Source organism: Parafilimonas sp. (assembly GCF_051953455.1).
GTDB lineage: Bacteria > Bacteroidota > Bacteroidia > Chitinophagales > Chitinophagaceae > Parafilimonas.
The window spans coordinates 1-16,922 of sequence record NZ_JBQCIT010000063.1; the positions used below are offsets into that span (position 1 = coordinate 1).

Genomic DNA, 16,922 nt, shown 5'->3' on the forward strand with positions numbered 1-16,922 from the left:
CCACTTTTGAAAAATACGGCGAGGGCGGCCTATGCCACCTATATTCTTCACCCGCTTGCCGTTATTGCCATTACATTGTTGCTTAAAAACTTGCAGATTGAACCGGCAGTAAAATTTTTAATTGCAGCACCTGTTATTGTAACCTTGTCATTCCTGCTGGGTTCACTTGCCGTAAGATTGCCCGGGATAAAAAATATTGTTTAAAATTTATTTACCGGGAATGGTTGGCCTTATTTCTACCTTGCTTGGCAATGCACGCGCATTCATTTTCAAGAGATCTTCCACAAGTTCGCCAATATCTTCGGGCTGAATTTTCCATGCATCATCATCAGATGGCGTGTGATCATTAAAATGTGATGCAACAGAGCCGGGCATTATGGTAGTTACTTTAATTCCGTATTGACGGAGGTCTAACATAATCGCCTGTGAAAAACCAACCAGCCCGAATTTACTCGCATTATATGCAGAACCATCTTTAAAAAAATTGGTGCCGGCGAGGCTTGCAATAGTTATAATATAGCCTTTGGTTTTCTTTAATGCATCAATACTTGCCTTAACGCTGTTAAAAACGCCGGTAAGGTTGGTATCGATTGTTTCATGCCATTCATCTATCGTTATATCTTCAATGGATGCAAAATGGCCAACACCGGCATTGGCAATTAAAACATCTAACCGGCCAAATTTTTTTATCACTGCAGCTACCGCTTTGTTTTCGTTTTCAGCATCACTTACATCAGATTGCAAGGCCAGCACTTTTGAGTCATCATTGCTTAACGATTGCGCTGCTTTCTTTGCTGAACCTGCATTGCGGCTTGTGATAGCTACTTTCATTCCTGCTTTCAATAATGTTTCAGCAATACCGTAACCAATGCCTTTGCTGCCACCTGTTATATAGGCCACTTTATTTTCGAGTGAATTCATTGTATGTTTTTATTGATTACAATATGTCAAAAACTCAGCCATTTGTTTAAACTGATTATACTACGCTTCATTAAGTTATGCGGGCTCCGTTATTGCGGCCTTAACTGCAGGCACCACTTCCTTTCCAAACAATTCAATGGAGTGCATAATCTTTTCCTGCGGGATATCGCCATGAATTACCTGCGCTAAAAACCGCGTGTTATTAAATAATTTGTATTGATAAATCAATTTATCAGCCACTTCTTTTGCGCTGCCCACCAACAAAGGGCCTTCCGGCTGGCACAAATATTCAAACTGCTGTTTATTCATGGGGCTCCATCCTCTTTCCTGTCCTATCTTATTCATCATCCTTCCATAAATAACCCAGAATTCATTCCTGGCCTGTTCACTGGTATCAGCCAGATATAAATGTTCATTGATGCATAGCTGCAGTTTGTTTTCATCGTGCCCTGCTTTTTTTGCGGCATTCCGGTATAAATTGGTAAGCTGCGTAAACTGCACGGGGCTGCCGCCAAGAATAGCGATGGTTAAAGGCAAATTCAAACTGCCGGCGCGGATTACAGAAGCCGGTGTTCCGCCAACAGCAATCCATATTGGTAATTGCTGTTGCAATGGCCTCGGATATACTCCAAGATTATTCAACGAAGCCCGGAGCGTTCCTTTCCATGTAACGTGTTCATGCCGGTTGATGTTTAATAAAAGATCAAGCTTTTCAATAAACAATTCATCGTAATCATCCAGGTTGTATCCGAATAAAGGAAACGATTCTATGAATGAACCTCGGCCCGCCATAATTTCTGCACGGCCATTTGATAGTAGATCGAGCGTGGCAAAATTCTGAAATACACGCACAGGATCTGAAGAGCTCAAAACCGTAACGGCGCTTATAAACCTTATGTTTTTTGTAATGGTTGCGGCGCCTGCCAATACCATTTCAGGTGATGATACAACATAATCGGAACGATGGTGTTCTCCTAAAGCAAAAACATCCAGCCCTATTGCATCTGCAAGCTTTGCTTCGTCCAATAAATCCTGTATCCTTCTGTGTGCATTTTCTGCATTGCCCGCTTTATGATCGGGAACGATTTCTCCGAATGTGCTTATGCCAAATTCCATGAGCTTAATTTATGTAATGTAAAAGTATTAGATAGATGAACAGGAAATTATAAAGGATAGATGAATGAAAATTATTCGTGGCTGCACAAAGGGGTTAATGCGCCTTTAGCAGCTAAAGAAATATTTTTACAAGTGATAAAACGGGTGTATCAGGTTTGCTGCTGCAGGTTGGAAATATTTTCAAACTCATCAAACAACTTCAAACTCAGGCTTTCAAATATCCGGAAATAATTATTATATATTTTATGATTCTGCTTGTTGGGTTTATAGCTGTCGGGCACCACAACTGTTTGCGCCGCTTCGTCAATTGTTTTATATATGCCCATTTCCACAGCACTCAGCAGGAAAGCGCCGAGACCAATACTGTTATTACTTTGCCTGCTTGCATATAAAGGCTTATTAAACATGTCAGCAATTATTTGCGCACAAAAAGGTATCGAAGCAAAGCTTCCGTTTACGGAAAGGCTTTTTATGCTGCGGTGTTCCTGTAGTGTTTTTCCAATGCTGTATATTTCGTATAAAATACCTTCAATGGTAGCGCGTATAAAATGCTGGCGGCCGTGATTAATATTCAATCCAAAATAGCAACCCCTTGCATTAGGGTTCCATATCGGCGCCCGTTCTGCCAGCAGGTACGGCAGAAACAATAATCCTTCGGAGCCCGCGTCCACTTTAGCAGCTTCGCTCATCAGCATATCCATACTGTATTCTATATCGAAAGGGTTTTTAAATTCGCCAAATTGCCGCGCAAACCAATCGAAGATAACGCCGCCATTATTGGTGGGCCCGCCCGACACATAATAGTTTTTTGTAAGCAGGTAATTAAAGAAGCGCTGCTTTTCATCCTGTAACACCTTTTTGCCCACAATACGCACGGCGCCGCTGTCTTCAATGGTAATGGTAGCTTTGCCTTCGCCCCAAACGCCGGCACCGAGCGTGGCCAGGCAGCCATCGCTGGAACCGATTAAAATTTTAACCCCCGAAGGCAGGCCAAGCGAAGTTTGATAGGCCTTCAGTAACCGGCCCGGCGAATGAAATACCGGCACAAGCTCCGGCAATTTATCCGGCTTAATACCGGCAAATGCGAGGGCGTCTGGCTCCCAGTCCAGTGTATGGATATTCATCAGGCCTGTTGCAGAAGCGAGACTGTAATCAATACAGCATTTGCCTGTTAGTTGCTGAACGATATAACTTTTAATGGATAAAAATTTTGCGCTTTTTTTAAATTTCTCTTTATCATTTTCTTTTATCCAGGCAATTTTTATTAATGGCGACATTGGATGAATAGGAGTTCCGGTGGCCGTATAAATTTTTTTGCATGCCCGTGATGCAATTAATGCCGCCGCCACTTTTTTGCCGCGGTTATCACTCCATGTAATGGCATTATCAAGCGGCACCCCGTTTTCATCAACCGCCAAAACGCTGTGCATGGATGCGCTGAAACAAATGCAACGCACTTTTATTTTCTGCGGATGGATTTTTTCATTTAACAGGTTCTTTAATACATACAGCATGGTAATAAAAATCTGTTCCGGGTCCTGCTCACTGTAATCGGGCCGGATATGAAATGTAGGATATGAGCCCTTCATAGAGGCAAGCAGTTCGCCTGAAAGGCTGAAGGCAAAAACCCTCACTGCATTTGTTCCTAATTCTATCGTAATAATACATTCCATAAAAGTTGTTGATTTATTTTTGAAGCAGGTTATTTTTTCTGAATTCACTTGGCGTGAACCCGGTTAATTTTTTAAATGTTGTTGAAAAATGCTGTGACGAATAGAAACCCGTATCCAAAGCTATGGCTGTAACCGATGTGTCGCGCCGCTTCAATAATTTAATAGCTTCCGATATGCGGATATTAATAAGGTAATTCAAAGGGGAAAAGCCGGTATAGTTTTTTACTTTCTCATTAAAGGCCGTGGTGCCAAGGCCAACGAGGGCCGCCATTTCATCAACCGTCCATTGATAATCCAAACGTAGCCGCAGTTGCTCTTCTAACTCCAAAAAAGTTTGCGGAAAATTGCGCAGCGTATTGTTTTGCCGGGTAAGCCCCCGCGTAATTATAATAAACAATTCATCTATCAGTTGGTTCACCCTTGTATGAAAACCAATTTCCTGGGAGCATAATTCAGCTTTTAATTTTTCAAGAATAAAGCCGGCTTCTTTCAGTTGCAAATGCAGTGGCCGGTTATTCATCATAAGAATTTTGCCGATGGTTGTTCTTTCATTTTCAGAAAGGCTGCTCCATTTTCCCGGAACTAATTTCCCGGCTGGTTCTATTTTCTCTATTTTAATATTTATCCAGCAAAGTGTTCCTATATCAAGAAACCCTTTGCCGCCGCCAAATTTCTGGCCCGGCAATATCATGGCCACATCGCCGGGATATAAAATATGCTGCCTTTCGTGAATGAGCCATTCAAATTTACCATCTATTACATAGTAAATGCGCAAACTGTTAGTTGCTGTTGTATTCAAAGAGTCCAGCCGGATGGCATTATTCTTTTTTAGAGCAAGCTCAACAATATGCGGAAATGATTGCAGTTCTTTGGCAGCGCCTTGTTGTAAATAAAATTGGTTCATGCAGCAAGCAGTTAAAAATACAAATTCCTGGTTATTATGCGAATATTTGATCGGGGTAATGAGTTAACAAGCCTCAATATTGTTTGTATAAAATTCACCACCGTAGATTATTGGAAGTTTGGGTGTTGATGTTGAAATATCATTGCTAAAATAATTGTGTTCCGAAAGGGTGCTTAGAGAATTTATCAACTGCTAAAATTTACTTGCTGTATGAAAAACGAACCTTCGTGCCGGTGCGCCGGCGTAAGGAAAAAGTTACTCGGTTTCTGTTTATTTTTTCTCCTGGCTTTCTCAGTTAAAAGCCAAACAGTTACCGGTAAAGTAACCGATGAAGATGGTAAGCCGCTGCAGGCTGTATCTGTTGTAGTAAAAAATACGAAAACGGGTACAACCACCGATTCTTCCGGTAATTATAGTATCAGGACCGGCCCAAATGTTACACTTGTTTTTAGTTCTGTAGGGTTTGTGAGTATAGAATTGAATGTGGGAAACCGCTCAATTGTTGATGCTGTTTTGCCGGCCAACACACAAAACCTGGGCGATGTGGTGGTAACAGCCCTGGGTATTAAAAGGAGTGACAGGGGCCTGGGTTATTCCGCCACAATCGTTAAGCCCGATGAGCTTACGGTAAACCGGACCTCTAATCCCATGAATGCATTGCAGGGAAAGGTGGCCGGTGTAAATATCTCATCGTTAGGCACGGGGCCGGGCGGCACTTCCAAAATACGCATCCGTGGCCAATCGGCTATTACCGGTGGTGGTAACCCGCTTATTGTAATTAATGGCGTGCCGATTGATAACTCCAATTTTAACGGCAATACCGTTGGGGTTAACGGCGGTGGTGTATATGCCGATGGCGGCGATGGCCTTGGAAGCATAAACCCTGATGATATTGAAAGCATGACCGTGCTGAAAGGCGCACCCGCGGCCGCGCTTTATGGCAGCCGGGCCGCTAATGGTGTCATTATGATTACCACAAAAACAAAGGGTAAGAACAAGGGCATCGGCGTTACGTTAAACTCGAATTATACGTTTGAAACACCGCTGGATTTTACAGATTACCAGAAAGTATATGGCCAGGGGGAAAACGGGGTACGGCCAACCACGCCTAACCCTACGTCGGGCGAATGGTCGTTTGGTGAAAAAATAGAGCCGGGTATGACGCAAATACTGTTTGATAATCTTACTGTTCCTTACGTGGCACAGGGAAGCCGTATAAAAGAATTTTACCGTACCGGGCAAAACTTTGCCAACACTGTAACACTGGAAAGCATGGGTGAAAAAGGCGGCGTGCACCTTTCGCTGAATAATACGGAAAACCTCGGTATTACGCCTAATAACAAATTTAGCCGGTACATTGTAAACCTTGGTTTTAATTATGATCTTTCCGATAAATTCAGCTTTGCCGGTAATGTGAATTATTCCAATGAGCGCATTAAAAACCCACCCAACATTGCTAACCAGGATAATTCAATTCCAACCACACTCATGGCTTTAGCTAATACAATGCCGCTGAAAGTATTGGAGGAAAACAAATACAATGCAGATGGCAATGAATATGTGTTTTCACGTTTTACAAACCGTACAAACCCTTACTGGGTTTTGGCAGAGCAGTTTCATAATATTAAAAGAGACCGCATTTTCGGCAATATCTCTTTAAAGTATAACATACTTCCGTGGTGGTGGGTGCAGGGCCGTGTGGGCATGGATTACTACAGCCGCGATGAAGATGTAAATAATTTCCCCACAGGAATTGCTTCAAGGGCTCCGGCCCAGGCTGGCTTTGTAAACGGCGTATACACCCAGGAGGCGCGTCGCAACAGGGAAACAAATCTTGACTTTTTAACGGTAGCCAATAAATCCTTCGGGGATTTTGATATAACACTTACTGCAGGTGGTAATAACCGTCGCAACCGCCTTGATATAAATAATGTGCAGGTTACCGATTTTGTAGTACGCGGTCTCTATACCGTGCAGAACGGAAGGGCAAAAAACCCGGTTTATACCTTATCACAGTTTGGCGTTAATTCATTGTATGGGTCAGGTGAAATTGGCTGGAAGAAAACACTCTATTTAAACGGAACAATAAGAAAAGACTGGTTCTCTACCCTTTCTAAGGAAAACATGGGCATTATTTATCCCTCAGTATCCGGTTCCTATGTTTTTTCAGAATCACTGGGTAAAGCAGCTCCCTGGTTAACCTTCGGAAAACTAAGGGTTGGTTATGCAGAAGTAGGCAGCGATGGCGATGTTGGGCCCTATGCAGACCAGTTATTCTATGCCGTAAATTCCAATACTATTCTTAATCCTTCGGGAACAGCCGTTACAGTAGGTACAAGCGGCACCACCTTGCCTAATCCAAATCTGAGGCCGATGAGGGTAAAAGAATTTGAGGCCGGTATGGAATTAAGGATGTTCAACAACCGCGTGGGCCTGGATGTAGCCGTGTATAAAAAAACCACTATCGACCAGATATTCTCTGTTCAGATTTCAGATGCATCCGGCTTCCTCAATACCCGCATTAACAGTGGTGAAAGTTATAATAAAGGTTTTGAAGGCCTGTTGAATATAACACCTGTGCTTACCAATAATTTCAGGTGGGATTTCACGGCCAATACATCTTACAATATCACCAAGGTAATAAGCATCAGCAGTAAGACTCCAGGTGAGCGTGCCACCATTGGCAGCCATCCGTTTAACGGCGAAGTGCGTGTAGTAGTAGGTGAAGAAATGGGACAAATAGCAGGCTATGGTTATGCAAAAGATGATAATGGCGAAAGGATCTTTCAAAGCAACGGATTGCCATTGCGTACCAGTGATTTTGTATTGTTTGGGAGCGGCCTGCCTAAATGGACCGGCGGTTTCTTCAACAGCTTTAATTACAAGGGCGTTTATCTTACTGTTTTGATTGATTATAAACTCGGCAATAAAATGTTATCCGGTACCAACTTCAATGCAGTGCGGCACGGTTTGCATAAAATGACGCTGGAAGGACGTGAAACAGGTTATGTGGTGGGAGATGGTGTATCGCAGGATGGGCAAAAGAATACCGCACAGGCGGCTGTGCAAACTTACTGGGAACACCTTCGTACCCAGCAAATTGTTGAACCCGTTGTTTACAACGCAGGTTTCTGGAAGATCAGGCAGGTTTCGCTTGGCTACGATTTTACAAAAAAGCTTCCTGCTAACTGGCCTATTAAAGGGCTTAAACTGGATTTTGTGGCCAACAATGTTTTAATTCTCAAAAAATGGGTAGATAATATAGATCCTGAAACAGTTGGTTATGGAGTTGATAATATGATCGGCCTTGAATCGCCCGGCGTACCTTCTACCAGGAGCATGGGCGTAAATCTAAATATCAAATTTTAATACGATAAGTATATGAAAAAAATATTGAGTTATTGTGCCCTGGCTTTATCGATGGTCACAATTGTGTCATGCACAAAAGGGTTGGAAGATTTGAATGTAAACAAAGTAAACCCCACTTCTCTTGACGCTGTACTGCTTTTAAATAATGCCATTATCAATACTTCATACCCAACAAAAACCGTGGTATATGAAATGTGTATTGTACAGCAAATGGTAACGCCGAATGGTGGTGTACTGGCCGGCGGAAATTTTAACCAGGATAGCCGTGATGTTACGAATGCACCCACCTGGGCAGGCTATTACCAGAATGTGATTAAGTATACGCACGATGCCATAACCAAAACCAAAGACGACCCCGCCCGTGCCAATCTTTATAATATGGCGCGTATATGGCAGGGGTACGCCTTTATGATCCTCACTGATACCTATGGTGCCATCCCTTATTTTGAAGGCGGGGCAGGTGTAACAGACCAGATATTATTACCTAAATACGATCAGCAGCAGGATATTTATACCGACCTGGTTAAGGTATTTGATGAAGCTTCGGCAGCGCTAAGTACATCGGCAACCGTTGAAACTTCCGATCTTTTGTATGCGGGCAATATTGAGAAATGGAAAAAGCTTGGTTACTCCCTTCTGCTCCGGGCGGGCATGCGCCTGAGTAAGGTGGATGCCTCAACTGCGCAAAGCATAGTAAAAAAGGCGGTTGACGGCGGCGTAATAACCGATAACGCAGATAATGCTTATATGCGGCACGACGCCAATTACCTGAACCCCATCGGAAATATGCTTAACAGTACAGAAGCAGCTAACTGGTACCTCGCAAATCCTTTTGTGGATACTTTAAAGATGAATAATGATCCGCGGTTGCAGTCAATTGCGGTACGTTATAAGGGCGCTACATCAGGCTCCGGCCAAACGGCTGATCTTGCTACCACTGCTCCTGAAGACCAGATAGGTATGCCCATGGGTTACGATAATGGAACCATAGTTGCCAAAGCAGCTTCCGATGGCCTTGCCAGTTTTTACGACTACAGCCAGGCTGACCGGAAAAGAATTGCCGCCACATCTTCACCTATGTTTTTTGTTACAGCAGCACAAACCAATCTGCTGCTCGCCGAAGCCAGGTACAGGGGCTGGATAACCACAGGCACGGCAGCACAGTTTTTTGAAGCTGGCATAAGAGCACACATGAACCAACTGGCCACTTATGGAGCCAGCGTCGCTGTGGATGCTTCAGCCGCAGATACTTATATAGCCGCACACCCGCTGGTTGCCGGCAGGGAGCTGGAGCAGATCAATACGCAGTATTGGATTGCTTCTTTCTTAAATGGGCCTGAAGCATTTGCCAATTTCAGGCGCAGTGGTTACCCGGCCCTGGCACCTAATCCTTACGGGCAGCCAAACAATCCCGACGTGCCAAACGGTACGTTTATCAGGAGAATTGGTTACCCCACTTCGGAATTGTCAGTTAATACGGATAATGTAAATGCAGCCATAGCTATTATGGGCCCTGATAAACTTAGCACCCGGCTCTGGTGGGATAAATAAAATAAGAAAGCCGGCTGCGTCTTAAACAGTTATAATGTATGCAGCCGGTTAGCTGGCTGATATCGAAATAAAAAATGTTAAACAGCTTTTGAAAAAGAAAGCTGCAAACATCTTTGCAGTATAAAAGTTTTTTATGGAAAAGTTCAGGAGCTCAGGCTGGTTTGGAAGGAAAGATAAGGATGGAATTATTTACAGAAGCTGGATGAAGAACGAGGGTATGCCACCCGATATGTTTGATGGCAGGCCGGTAATTGGCATTTGCAATACGTTCAGTGAATTCACACCGTGTAATGCACATTTCAGAACACACGCAGAATCGGTTAAACGCGGTGTGCTGGAAGCTGGTGGTTTTCCACTGGAATTTCCTATAATGAGTTTGGGCGAAACCCTGCTGAAACCAACTGCCATGCTTTTCCGCAATCTCGCAAGCATGGATGCAGAAGAATCTATTCGCGGCAATCCTATCGACGGCGTGGTGCTGCTTACCGGCTGCGATAAAACCACGCCTTCCACGGTAATGGGTGCTGCAAGTGTTGGCCTGCCTACAATTGTTGTTCCCGGCGGTCCTATGTTGAATGGGAAATACAAAGGCACAGATATAGGTTCCGGCACACATGTGTGGAAGTTTGACGAAGACATGAAAACAGGCCGGATGACGGTGGAGGATTGCGAATTTGCTGAAAGCTGCATGAGCCGCAGCATTGGCCATTGCATGACGATGGGTACCGCTTCCACCATGGCCTGCATGGTTGAAGCATTGGGCTTAACGCTTTCGGGTGCAGCTGCTATTCCTGCGGCTGATTCGAGAAAAAAAGTAATGGCGCAGTTAAGCGGCAGAAGAATTGTTGATATGGTAAAAGAAAACCTTACCATTGATAAAATACTTACAAAAGAGGCTTTTGAAAATGCCATAAAAGTGAATGCGGCAGTAGGCGGCTCGTCTAACTTTTTAATTCATTTAATGGCTATTGCCGGAAGGGTTGGGATAGATCTGAAGCTGGAAGATTTTGACAGGCTGGGCAGTGAAATCCCTTTGCTTTTAAACCTTATGCCTTCAGGAAAATATTTAATGGAAGATTTTTATTATGCCGGCGGCCTGCCTGTTATTTTGAATGAATTAAAAGACCACCTGCATAAAAATATAATAACCGTAACGGGCAAAAATCATCATGAAAACGTAACAGGCAAATGTGATTGCTACAATGCTGATGTAATTGCTTCTATTGCTAAACCTTTTATTGAACATGCAGGTTGCGTAGTGGTAAAAGGCAACCTTGCAGAAAACGGCGCCGTAATAAAACCGTCGGCAGCAACGCCTGCTTTAATGAAGCACCGGGGCCGCGCCGTTGTATTTGAAAGCATTGAAGATTATCATGCAAGAATTGATGATGAAAACCTCGATATTGACGCAAACTGCGTAATGGTTTTAAAATATGTGGGCCCGGTAGGTTATCCCGGCATGCCGGAAGTTGGCAATATGGCTTTACCCAAAAAAATATTGCAGCAGGGCATAACAGACATGGTGCGCATTTCAGATGGAAGGATGAGTGGCACCGCCTATGGAACTGCAGTCTTGCATGTTTCGCCCGAATCCGCCATTGGTGGTAATCTTGCACTCGTTCAAAATGGCGATATAATTGAATTGGATGTGGCACAAAGAAGGCTTCACCTGGATGTGAGCGATGATGAACTGGCTGAAAGAAGGAAGAATTGGAAGAAGCCTGCACCCGCTGCAACAAGAGGCTATGTTAATCTATATATCAACCACGTTCAACAAGCTGATAAAGGCGCCGATCTTGACTTTTTAGTTGGCAATTCCGGTTCGCAGGTAACAAGAGACTCGCATTAAAAAACCCTTTGGCCTGTTATAGATAATCAGTTGTTTTTAAATTTTCCATCCGGCTTGCCGGATGGAAATTACATCAGCTTTATAAAATTGCAATTATCTGTGCAGCAAATGCCGCAGTCTTTCATCAACATAACTTCTTTCTTTTTCTTCAAATATTAATAAGCAATTAAGCGCTGTTATGTATTTTCATTGTGCTTAAACTTATTTGTGCATGAGGAGTTATAACCCGAAAGAATGGTGGAAGATCGTATTGGATTTTCATAAGTCTGATACACTGCGCAAGCTTTTGCCCGTTTTAATTGCCGTAGGTGTTTATGCTTTCTGCATAGCTTTTATTGAAAAGCATTATGTGGATAGTGAACATAAAACCTTGATAAAGGGCCTGTCGATCATACATACCCTGCTGGGTTTTGTAATTTCTCTTTTACTGGTATTTAGAACCAATACAGCTTATGACCGCTGGTGGGAAGGACGTAAGCTTTGGGGAAGCCTCGTAAACAACAGCCGCAACCTCTCCATTAAATTAAACAGCCTGCTGGAAGCTGATGACAAAAATTCAAAGTCATTTTTCGCAGCGCTTATTTCAAGGTTTGCATTTGAGTTAAAAAAGCACCTGCAAAGTGCAGATGCCCGTTATGCATTGGACCAGTTTGAACACCCGGAAATTCCTGATTTTGACCGTTTCAGGCACGTGCCTGAGCAGGTAGTTGGTACTATGATAGAGAGACTGATGCAAATGCAAAGACAAGGTCGGATTTCAGCAGAGCAAATGTTGTTTATAAATCCTGAGCTGACATCGTTCATGGATATTTGCGGCGGCTGTGAACGTATCAGGAATACACCGATCCCTTTCTCTTACAGCAGCTTTATAAAAAAATTTATTTTGTTTTATACCCTCGCATTGCCCATTGGTTATTCATTGTCGCTTGGCTATTTAATTATACCGGTTGTAGTTTTTGTGTTTTATGCGCTTGCCAGCCTGGAATTGATTGCTGAGGAAGTTGAAGAGCCTTTCGGCAGTGATGAGAATGATCTTCCAATGGATAAGCTTGTTGAAACCATAAATAAAAACGTAACCGCTATCCTGTCTTAATAAAGCTTATTGCATTATTGCTTTTTAAAAGGAAAGCCGCAGGCTTTGCATTGCACAATAGCAGTTTCAGAATAACTTCATCATGCACTGTTTATCATATTAATGAACACTTGAAAAATGTTTACTATTTTTATTGCAACCAAAACAATTTCGTGCCATGTATTGCAGAATACTGCTTTCTGTTTTATTAATATGCTTATTACATTTTAATGGCCTTGCGCAAACAAAAAAAATAAATGCGCTTAAACAAAAGGTTGACGTTGCTACTTCAAATGATGAAAAGCTTGCAGCTATTATTGCTTATTGTGAAGACTATGGAAATATTGCACAGGACAGTCTTGAAAAGTATGCTTATATAGCGCTTGACCTTGCCGCTGCTTCTAAAAACGAAAGGCTGAAAACGCTTGCGCAGCTTACGCTTGCACAAGATTATATGCAGTGGGGATGGACAGATAGTGTGCACGCTGTTGTGGCGCAGGAATTACCAAAAAATAAAGTAACTGATAATGACCGGCGCGACATTTATTTCAAATTAAAAAGATTAGATGCAACTGCATATGGAGCTGATGGTAAAATACAGGAATCTATTGCTATTCTATACCCGCTTTCGGCTGAAGCAGAAAAATATAATGACAGTGTGCAGTCATCTGCAATTGCGAATATTATTGGTTTTGCGGCAGCATACCGCAATGAAATGAAAGAAGCGCTTAAATGGAACAATAGAGCATTATTGTATGCATCAGGAACAAAGCATAGCAACCTCGGTTCAATATATATAAGCAGGGCGCAGATAATGTACAAAGAAGATAAGATTGATTCCGCCTTATATTATCTGCAAAAAGGAATTGACCTGTGCAGGCAGGTGGAAATGTACGACAGGCTGGCCAGCGCATATCGTTTTCAATCTGCAGTATATGTAAACATGAAGAAGTTAAATGATGCCGAAATAGCATTGCGCAATATGCAGGAAATGCGTAATAAAATTGAAGCGAATCCTGATGCTATTATAGAAGATAATTTGCAGATAGCAGACTTTTATGCCAGTACGGGCCGTTTAAAAAAAGCCATTGCCTTTTGCTGGAGCAAGCTTGAAACGGGCGACCTGCAAAGAAAGCCGGGCGATTCATCCAAAACCTTCAATAACGATCCTTCTGTACGCCTGCCCTTTTATCTGGCACTTGCCCGCTATTTAAAAGAAGATAAGGATTATAGTGAATATCAGCAAGTGCTTGAAGAAATCATTGTATTAAAAGACACGGTATATGAAAGAAACAAAGCTGAAGCTATTGCTGAAATACGCACTAAGTATGATGTTAACCAAAAAGAAAACACGATTGTGGTGCAGCAGTTAAAACTGGCAAGAAGAAATTATTTATTGTTTGGTTCAATCGCTTTTATTGTTTTAGCAGGCATAATAGCATGGCTTTGGTACCGCAATCAAAACATAAAACAAAAAGTGCGGATGCACCAGGCAATTGAAGAAGAGAAAAGAAAGGCAGCGCAATCTATTCTTAATGCGGAAGAAAAAGAGCGCAAACGCATTGCTGCTGATCTTCACGATAATATTGGCGCTTATGCCACAGCTATCTCCGCCGATGTTGAAACTATTTCAGCAAAAGGCATTGAGGCAGGAAGCCGCCAGCTTGCAAACCTGCAATTACATTCAAAAGAAATCATTCATTCCCTGCGCGATACCATATGGGTATTGAATAAAGAAAATATAACCATTACAGGCATAAGCGACCGTGTAAAAAATTATGTGAACAAATTAAAACCAAGCTATGGCCATATAAACATTGCTGTTGAAGAAAATATAGTAAACGATATTCGGGTCGGTTCGCAAAAAGCGCTGAATATTTTTCGTATTGTGCAGGAAGCTATCCACAATGCTTTAAAGCACAGCCACGCAAAAAATATTATTGTTGAAATAAAAACCGGCGATGTTATTTCCATTATAATTAAAGACGATGGAACGGGCATTACTAGCACTGCCGATAGCGCTGGGCATGGTTTAAGAAACATGAAAATAAGGGCTGAAGATGCGGGCATTCATTTCAATATAGGATCAGCAGAAGGCAGTGGCACCAATATTTTTTTAGAAACTGCCTGAATTATAAAATTCAACGCTACTATAAATTAAGTATTGTGTTTTTTAAACGTATAAAGAATTTTGCATAGAATTATATTCCTCTTTAAAAGCCTTGTATGAATCCGTTAAGAATTGGAATAACAGACGATAAAGCCATTAACCGCAGCAATATAACCGATAAGCTAAAACAATTTAATGATCTTAAAGTTTGCTTTACTGCGGTTAACGGGAATGATTGTCTGGAGCAGTTGAAAGGCCTCCCCATTGAAAAGCTGCCACATTTGATATTTATGGATATTGAAATGCCCGAAATGGATGGCATACAAACCATAAGCATTGCACGCTCTCTTTACCCGGATATATTTTTTATTGTGCTTACTATTTTTGATGACGACGATAAAATTTTTGAAGCCATAAAAGCCGGCGCACACGGTTATTTATTAAAAGATGAAGATGCAAAAGGATTGTATAATGCTGTTATAACGGTAACCCAAAACGGGGGTGCGGCTATAAACCCGGCCATTGCACGAAAAACACTGCAATTGCTCAGCCAGGCATCTGTACCGCTGCGGGAACAGAAGCCTGCTGGCAGCGATATATCATCTTTATTATCTGAAAGAGAGAAAGAAATTCTGCATCACACTGTGAGAGGATATGATGCAAAACGCATAGCAGAAATAACGGGTATAAGCGTGCTTACGGTAAGAAAACATGTGGGTAATATTTATCAAAAGCTGCATGTAAACAGTAAAGCGCAGGCTATGCGCATTGCTTATGATAAAGGGTTGATATGATTACTTTTCATTTAAAAATTATTGCCCGGTTTAATGCTTAAAGTCGAGAATATTCAGTTGCCGGGTACAAAAACTGAATTCATTTTTATCATTGCTTGAAATAATAACCAGCCTTCCATTGCTATAATTCTCAATCCATCTGTAATACAAGGCGAAGCCTGCTGCATCAAGATTGGTGCACGGCTCATCAAGCAATATAACAGGCACATCAGAAAAAAATGCCTGCGCCAGTTTTAGCCTTTGTTTCATACCACTGCTAAAAAAACGGATCTGTTTATTAGCTGCCTGCGCTAAATCAGCTTCTTCTAAGATAGTTTCAACAGGAAGATTTTGTATAAATTTTTTGAAGTTGCTGTGAAAAAGCAGGAATTCTTTTGCCGTCATTTCCTCGATCAGTTCAAGATAAGGTGCTGCAATAGAAATATAGGCATTTGCTTCTTCAGGTTGCATATTCTTATTGTCCGGCTGCCACTCTATGCTGCCTTCATTTAAGGTAGATGCACCGGCAATGGCCTGCAGCAATGTGCTTTTACCACTGCCGTTAGGGCCGGTTATTGCGTATTGCACACCGGGCAAAAATTCATAACTAAGATTGCGAAAAATCCACTCACGGCTAAAGCGTTTGCCGGCATTTGTAAGCTGTATTTTCATTTGATTGCTAACAAAGATAAGAGAGTGGCGGCTGGCTACTGTTCGTCGTCCGTATCGGGCTTGGAAAATCTTTTTATAATGCCTCTTTCGCTTTCGCGGATGAAACCAACAATTTCGTCGCGTTCATCGCTGGCCGGCATTTCTTCTTCTATATACTCCAGTGCTTTGGTTGTATTAAGGCCTTTATTGTAAATAATGCGGTAGATATCGAGGATGGCGTTTATCTTATCTAATGAAAACCCTCTTCTTTTTAAACCCACGCTGTTAACGCCGCCGTAACTTAAGGGATTTCTTATTGCTTTTATGTAAGGCGGAACATCTTTTCTTACAAGGCTGCCACCTGCAATAAATGCATGCTGGCCAATTTTTACAAACTGATGAATGGCTGTAAAACCTGCTACCCACGCATAATCACCCATAACCACGTGGCCGGCCATTTGGCTGTTATTGCTCATAATACAGTGATCACCAACTATACAGTCATGTGCAATATGGCTGTACGCCATAATGAGGCAATTTTTGCCAACTGATGTTTTCCAGCGGTAACTGGTACCGCGGTGTATGGTTACAAATTCTCTTATAGTAGTGTTATCACCAATTTCAACGTAGGTATCTTCATCCCTGTATTTTAAATCCTGTGGAACAGCACCCAGTACGGCACCCGGGAAAATGCGGCAGTTCTTGCCGATTTTAACGCCTTCCATAATGGTAACGTTGCTGCCTATCCAGGTACCCGCGCCAATTTCCACATTTTGGTGAATGACGGTAAAGGGGTCAACCTTTGCATTTTCAGCAAGCCTGGCGTTTGGATGAATGTACGTGTGCGGATGAATCATTTAATATTGCATTAATGAATGCAGGATTTGTTTAAAAGTAAAACGCGGCAAAGTTAGCCGTTCATATTTAATATAA

General features: G+C 42.2%; 13 protein-coding genes. 7 read left to right on the top strand and 6 right to left on the bottom strand.

Features of this window, described 5'->3' with window-relative positions:
* Positions 1-204: hypothetical protein (locus tag ACTHN6_RS21540; protein WP_440437851.1), on the top strand; the 204-nt coding region annotated here is incomplete at its 5' end.
* A 3-nt stretch (positions 205-207) separates the two neighbouring features.
* Here the strand turns inward: ACTHN6_RS21540 and ACTHN6_RS21545 are convergent.
* From ACTHN6_RS21545 to ACTHN6_RS21560, 4 genes are all read right to left on the bottom strand, one after another.
* Positions 208-921, bottom strand: coding sequence for an SDR family oxidoreductase (locus tag ACTHN6_RS21545; protein WP_440437852.1), 714 nt, complete (start codon positions 919-921; stop codon positions 208-210).
* Positions 922-996: 75 nt separating this feature from the next.
* A complete protein-coding gene (locus tag ACTHN6_RS21550) occupies positions 997-2,037 on the bottom strand; it encodes an LLM class flavin-dependent oxidoreductase (RefSeq protein WP_440437853.1) in 1,041 nt (346 codons plus the stop codon).
* Positions 2,038-2,186: 149 nt separating this feature from the next.
* Positions 2,187-3,710: a gluconokinase gene (locus ACTHN6_RS21555; RefSeq protein ID WP_440437854.1), complete on the bottom strand. Its 1,524-nt coding sequence runs from the start codon at positions 3,708-3,710 to the stop codon at positions 2,187-2,189.
* A gap of 13 nt (positions 3,711-3,723) precedes the next feature.
* Positions 3,724-4,614 (bottom strand): helix-turn-helix domain-containing protein, encoded by an 891-nt coding sequence (locus ACTHN6_RS21560; protein ID WP_440437855.1) that lies wholly within the window; start codon positions 4,612-4,614, stop codon positions 3,724-3,726.
* A 210-nt stretch (positions 4,615-4,824) separates the two neighbouring features.
* Between ACTHN6_RS21560 and ACTHN6_RS21565 the strand changes: the two genes are divergently transcribed.
* From ACTHN6_RS21565 to ACTHN6_RS21590, 6 genes are all read left to right on the top strand, one after another.
* Positions 4,825-7,983 carry a SusC/RagA family TonB-linked outer membrane protein gene (locus ACTHN6_RS21565; protein WP_440437856.1) on the top strand — a complete coding sequence of 1,053 codons (3,159 nt, stop codon included), beginning with the start codon at positions 4,825-4,827 and terminating at the stop codon, positions 7,981-7,983.
* A 12-nt stretch (positions 7,984-7,995) separates the two neighbouring features.
* The gene (locus ACTHN6_RS21570; RefSeq protein WP_440437857.1) at positions 7,996-9,534 is read left to right on the top strand and encodes a SusD/RagB family nutrient-binding outer membrane lipoprotein; all 1,539 of its coding nucleotides are present in this window, start codon (positions 7,996-7,998) and stop codon (positions 9,532-9,534) included.
* Between the two features lie 133 nt (positions 9,535-9,667).
* On the top strand, positions 9,668-11,383 hold the full coding sequence (locus ACTHN6_RS21575; protein WP_440437858.1) for an IlvD/Edd family dehydratase: 1,716 nt from the start codon (positions 9,668-9,670) through the stop codon (positions 11,381-11,383).
* 211 nt (positions 11,384-11,594) lie between these two features.
* A complete protein-coding gene (locus tag ACTHN6_RS21580) occupies positions 11,595-12,476 on the top strand; it encodes a bestrophin family protein (protein ID WP_440437859.1) in 882 nt (293 codons plus the stop codon).
* A 157-nt stretch (positions 12,477-12,633) separates the two neighbouring features.
* On the top strand, positions 12,634-14,586 hold the full coding sequence (locus ACTHN6_RS21585; protein WP_440437860.1) for a tetratricopeptide repeat-containing sensor histidine kinase: 1,953 nt from the start codon (positions 12,634-12,636) through the stop codon (positions 14,584-14,586).
* 95 nt (positions 14,587-14,681) lie between these two features.
* Positions 14,682-15,359, top strand: a complete 678-nt coding sequence (locus ACTHN6_RS21590) for a response regulator (protein ID WP_440437861.1) — start codon at positions 14,682-14,684, stop codon at positions 15,357-15,359.
* 30 nt (positions 15,360-15,389) lie between these two features.
* On the opposite strand, the gene ACTHN6_RS21595 is transcribed toward ACTHN6_RS21590, so the two are convergent.
* The gene (locus ACTHN6_RS21595) at positions 15,390-16,010 is read right to left on the bottom strand and encodes an ABC transporter ATP-binding protein (protein WP_440437862.1); all 621 of its coding nucleotides are present in this window, start codon (positions 16,008-16,010) and stop codon (positions 15,390-15,392) included.
* Positions 16,011-16,045: 35 nt separating this feature from the next.
* Positions 16,046-16,846 carry an acyl-ACP--UDP-N-acetylglucosamine O-acyltransferase gene (gene lpxA, locus ACTHN6_RS21600; RefSeq protein ID WP_440437863.1) on the bottom strand — a complete coding sequence of 267 codons (801 nt, stop codon included), beginning with the start codon at positions 16,844-16,846 and terminating at the stop codon, positions 16,046-16,048.
* Positions 16,847-16,922: the final 76 nt, after the last annotated feature.

What these genes read in the sequence shown, in the direction of transcription:
- lpxA (WP_440437863.1), bottom strand. Translation starts at nt 16,846, where the DNA reads ATGATTCATCCGCACACGTACATTCATCCAAACGCCAGGCTTGCTGAA.
- ACTHN6_RS21565 (WP_440437856.1), top strand. Translation starts at nt 4,825, where the DNA reads ATGAAAAACGAACCTTCGTGCCGGTGCGCCGGCGTAAGGAAAAAGTTA.
- ACTHN6_RS21585 (WP_440437860.1), top strand. Translation starts at nt 12,634, where the DNA reads ATGTATTGCAGAATACTGCTTTCTGTTTTATTAATATGCTTATTACAT.
- ACTHN6_RS21570 (WP_440437857.1), top strand. Translation starts at nt 7,996, where the DNA reads ATGAAAAAAATATTGAGTTATTGTGCCCTGGCTTTATCGATGGTCACA.
- ACTHN6_RS21590 (WP_440437861.1), top strand. Translation starts at nt 14,682, where the DNA reads ATGAATCCGTTAAGAATTGGAATAACAGACGATAAAGCCATTAACCGC.
- ACTHN6_RS21555 (WP_440437854.1), bottom strand. Translation starts at nt 3,710, where the DNA reads ATGGAATGTATTATTACGATAGAATTAGGAACAAATGCAGTGAGGGTT.
- ACTHN6_RS21575 (WP_440437858.1), top strand. Translation starts at nt 9,668, where the DNA reads ATGGAAAAGTTCAGGAGCTCAGGCTGGTTTGGAAGGAAAGATAAGGAT.
- ACTHN6_RS21580 (WP_440437859.1), top strand. Translation starts at nt 11,595, where the DNA reads ATGAGGAGTTATAACCCGAAAGAATGGTGGAAGATCGTATTGGATTTT.
- ACTHN6_RS21550 (WP_440437853.1), bottom strand. Translation starts at nt 2,037, where the DNA reads ATGGAATTTGGCATAAGCACATTCGGAGAAATCGTTCCCGATCATAAA.
- ACTHN6_RS21560 (WP_440437855.1), bottom strand. Translation starts at nt 4,614, where the DNA reads ATGAACCAATTTTATTTACAACAAGGCGCTGCCAAAGAACTGCAATCA.
- ACTHN6_RS21595 (WP_440437862.1), bottom strand. Translation starts at nt 16,010, where the DNA reads ATGAAAATACAGCTTACAAATGCCGGCAAACGCTTTAGCCGTGAGTGG.
- ACTHN6_RS21545 (WP_440437852.1), bottom strand. Translation starts at nt 921, where the DNA reads ATGAATTCACTCGAAAATAAAGTGGCCTATATAACAGGTGGCAGCAAA.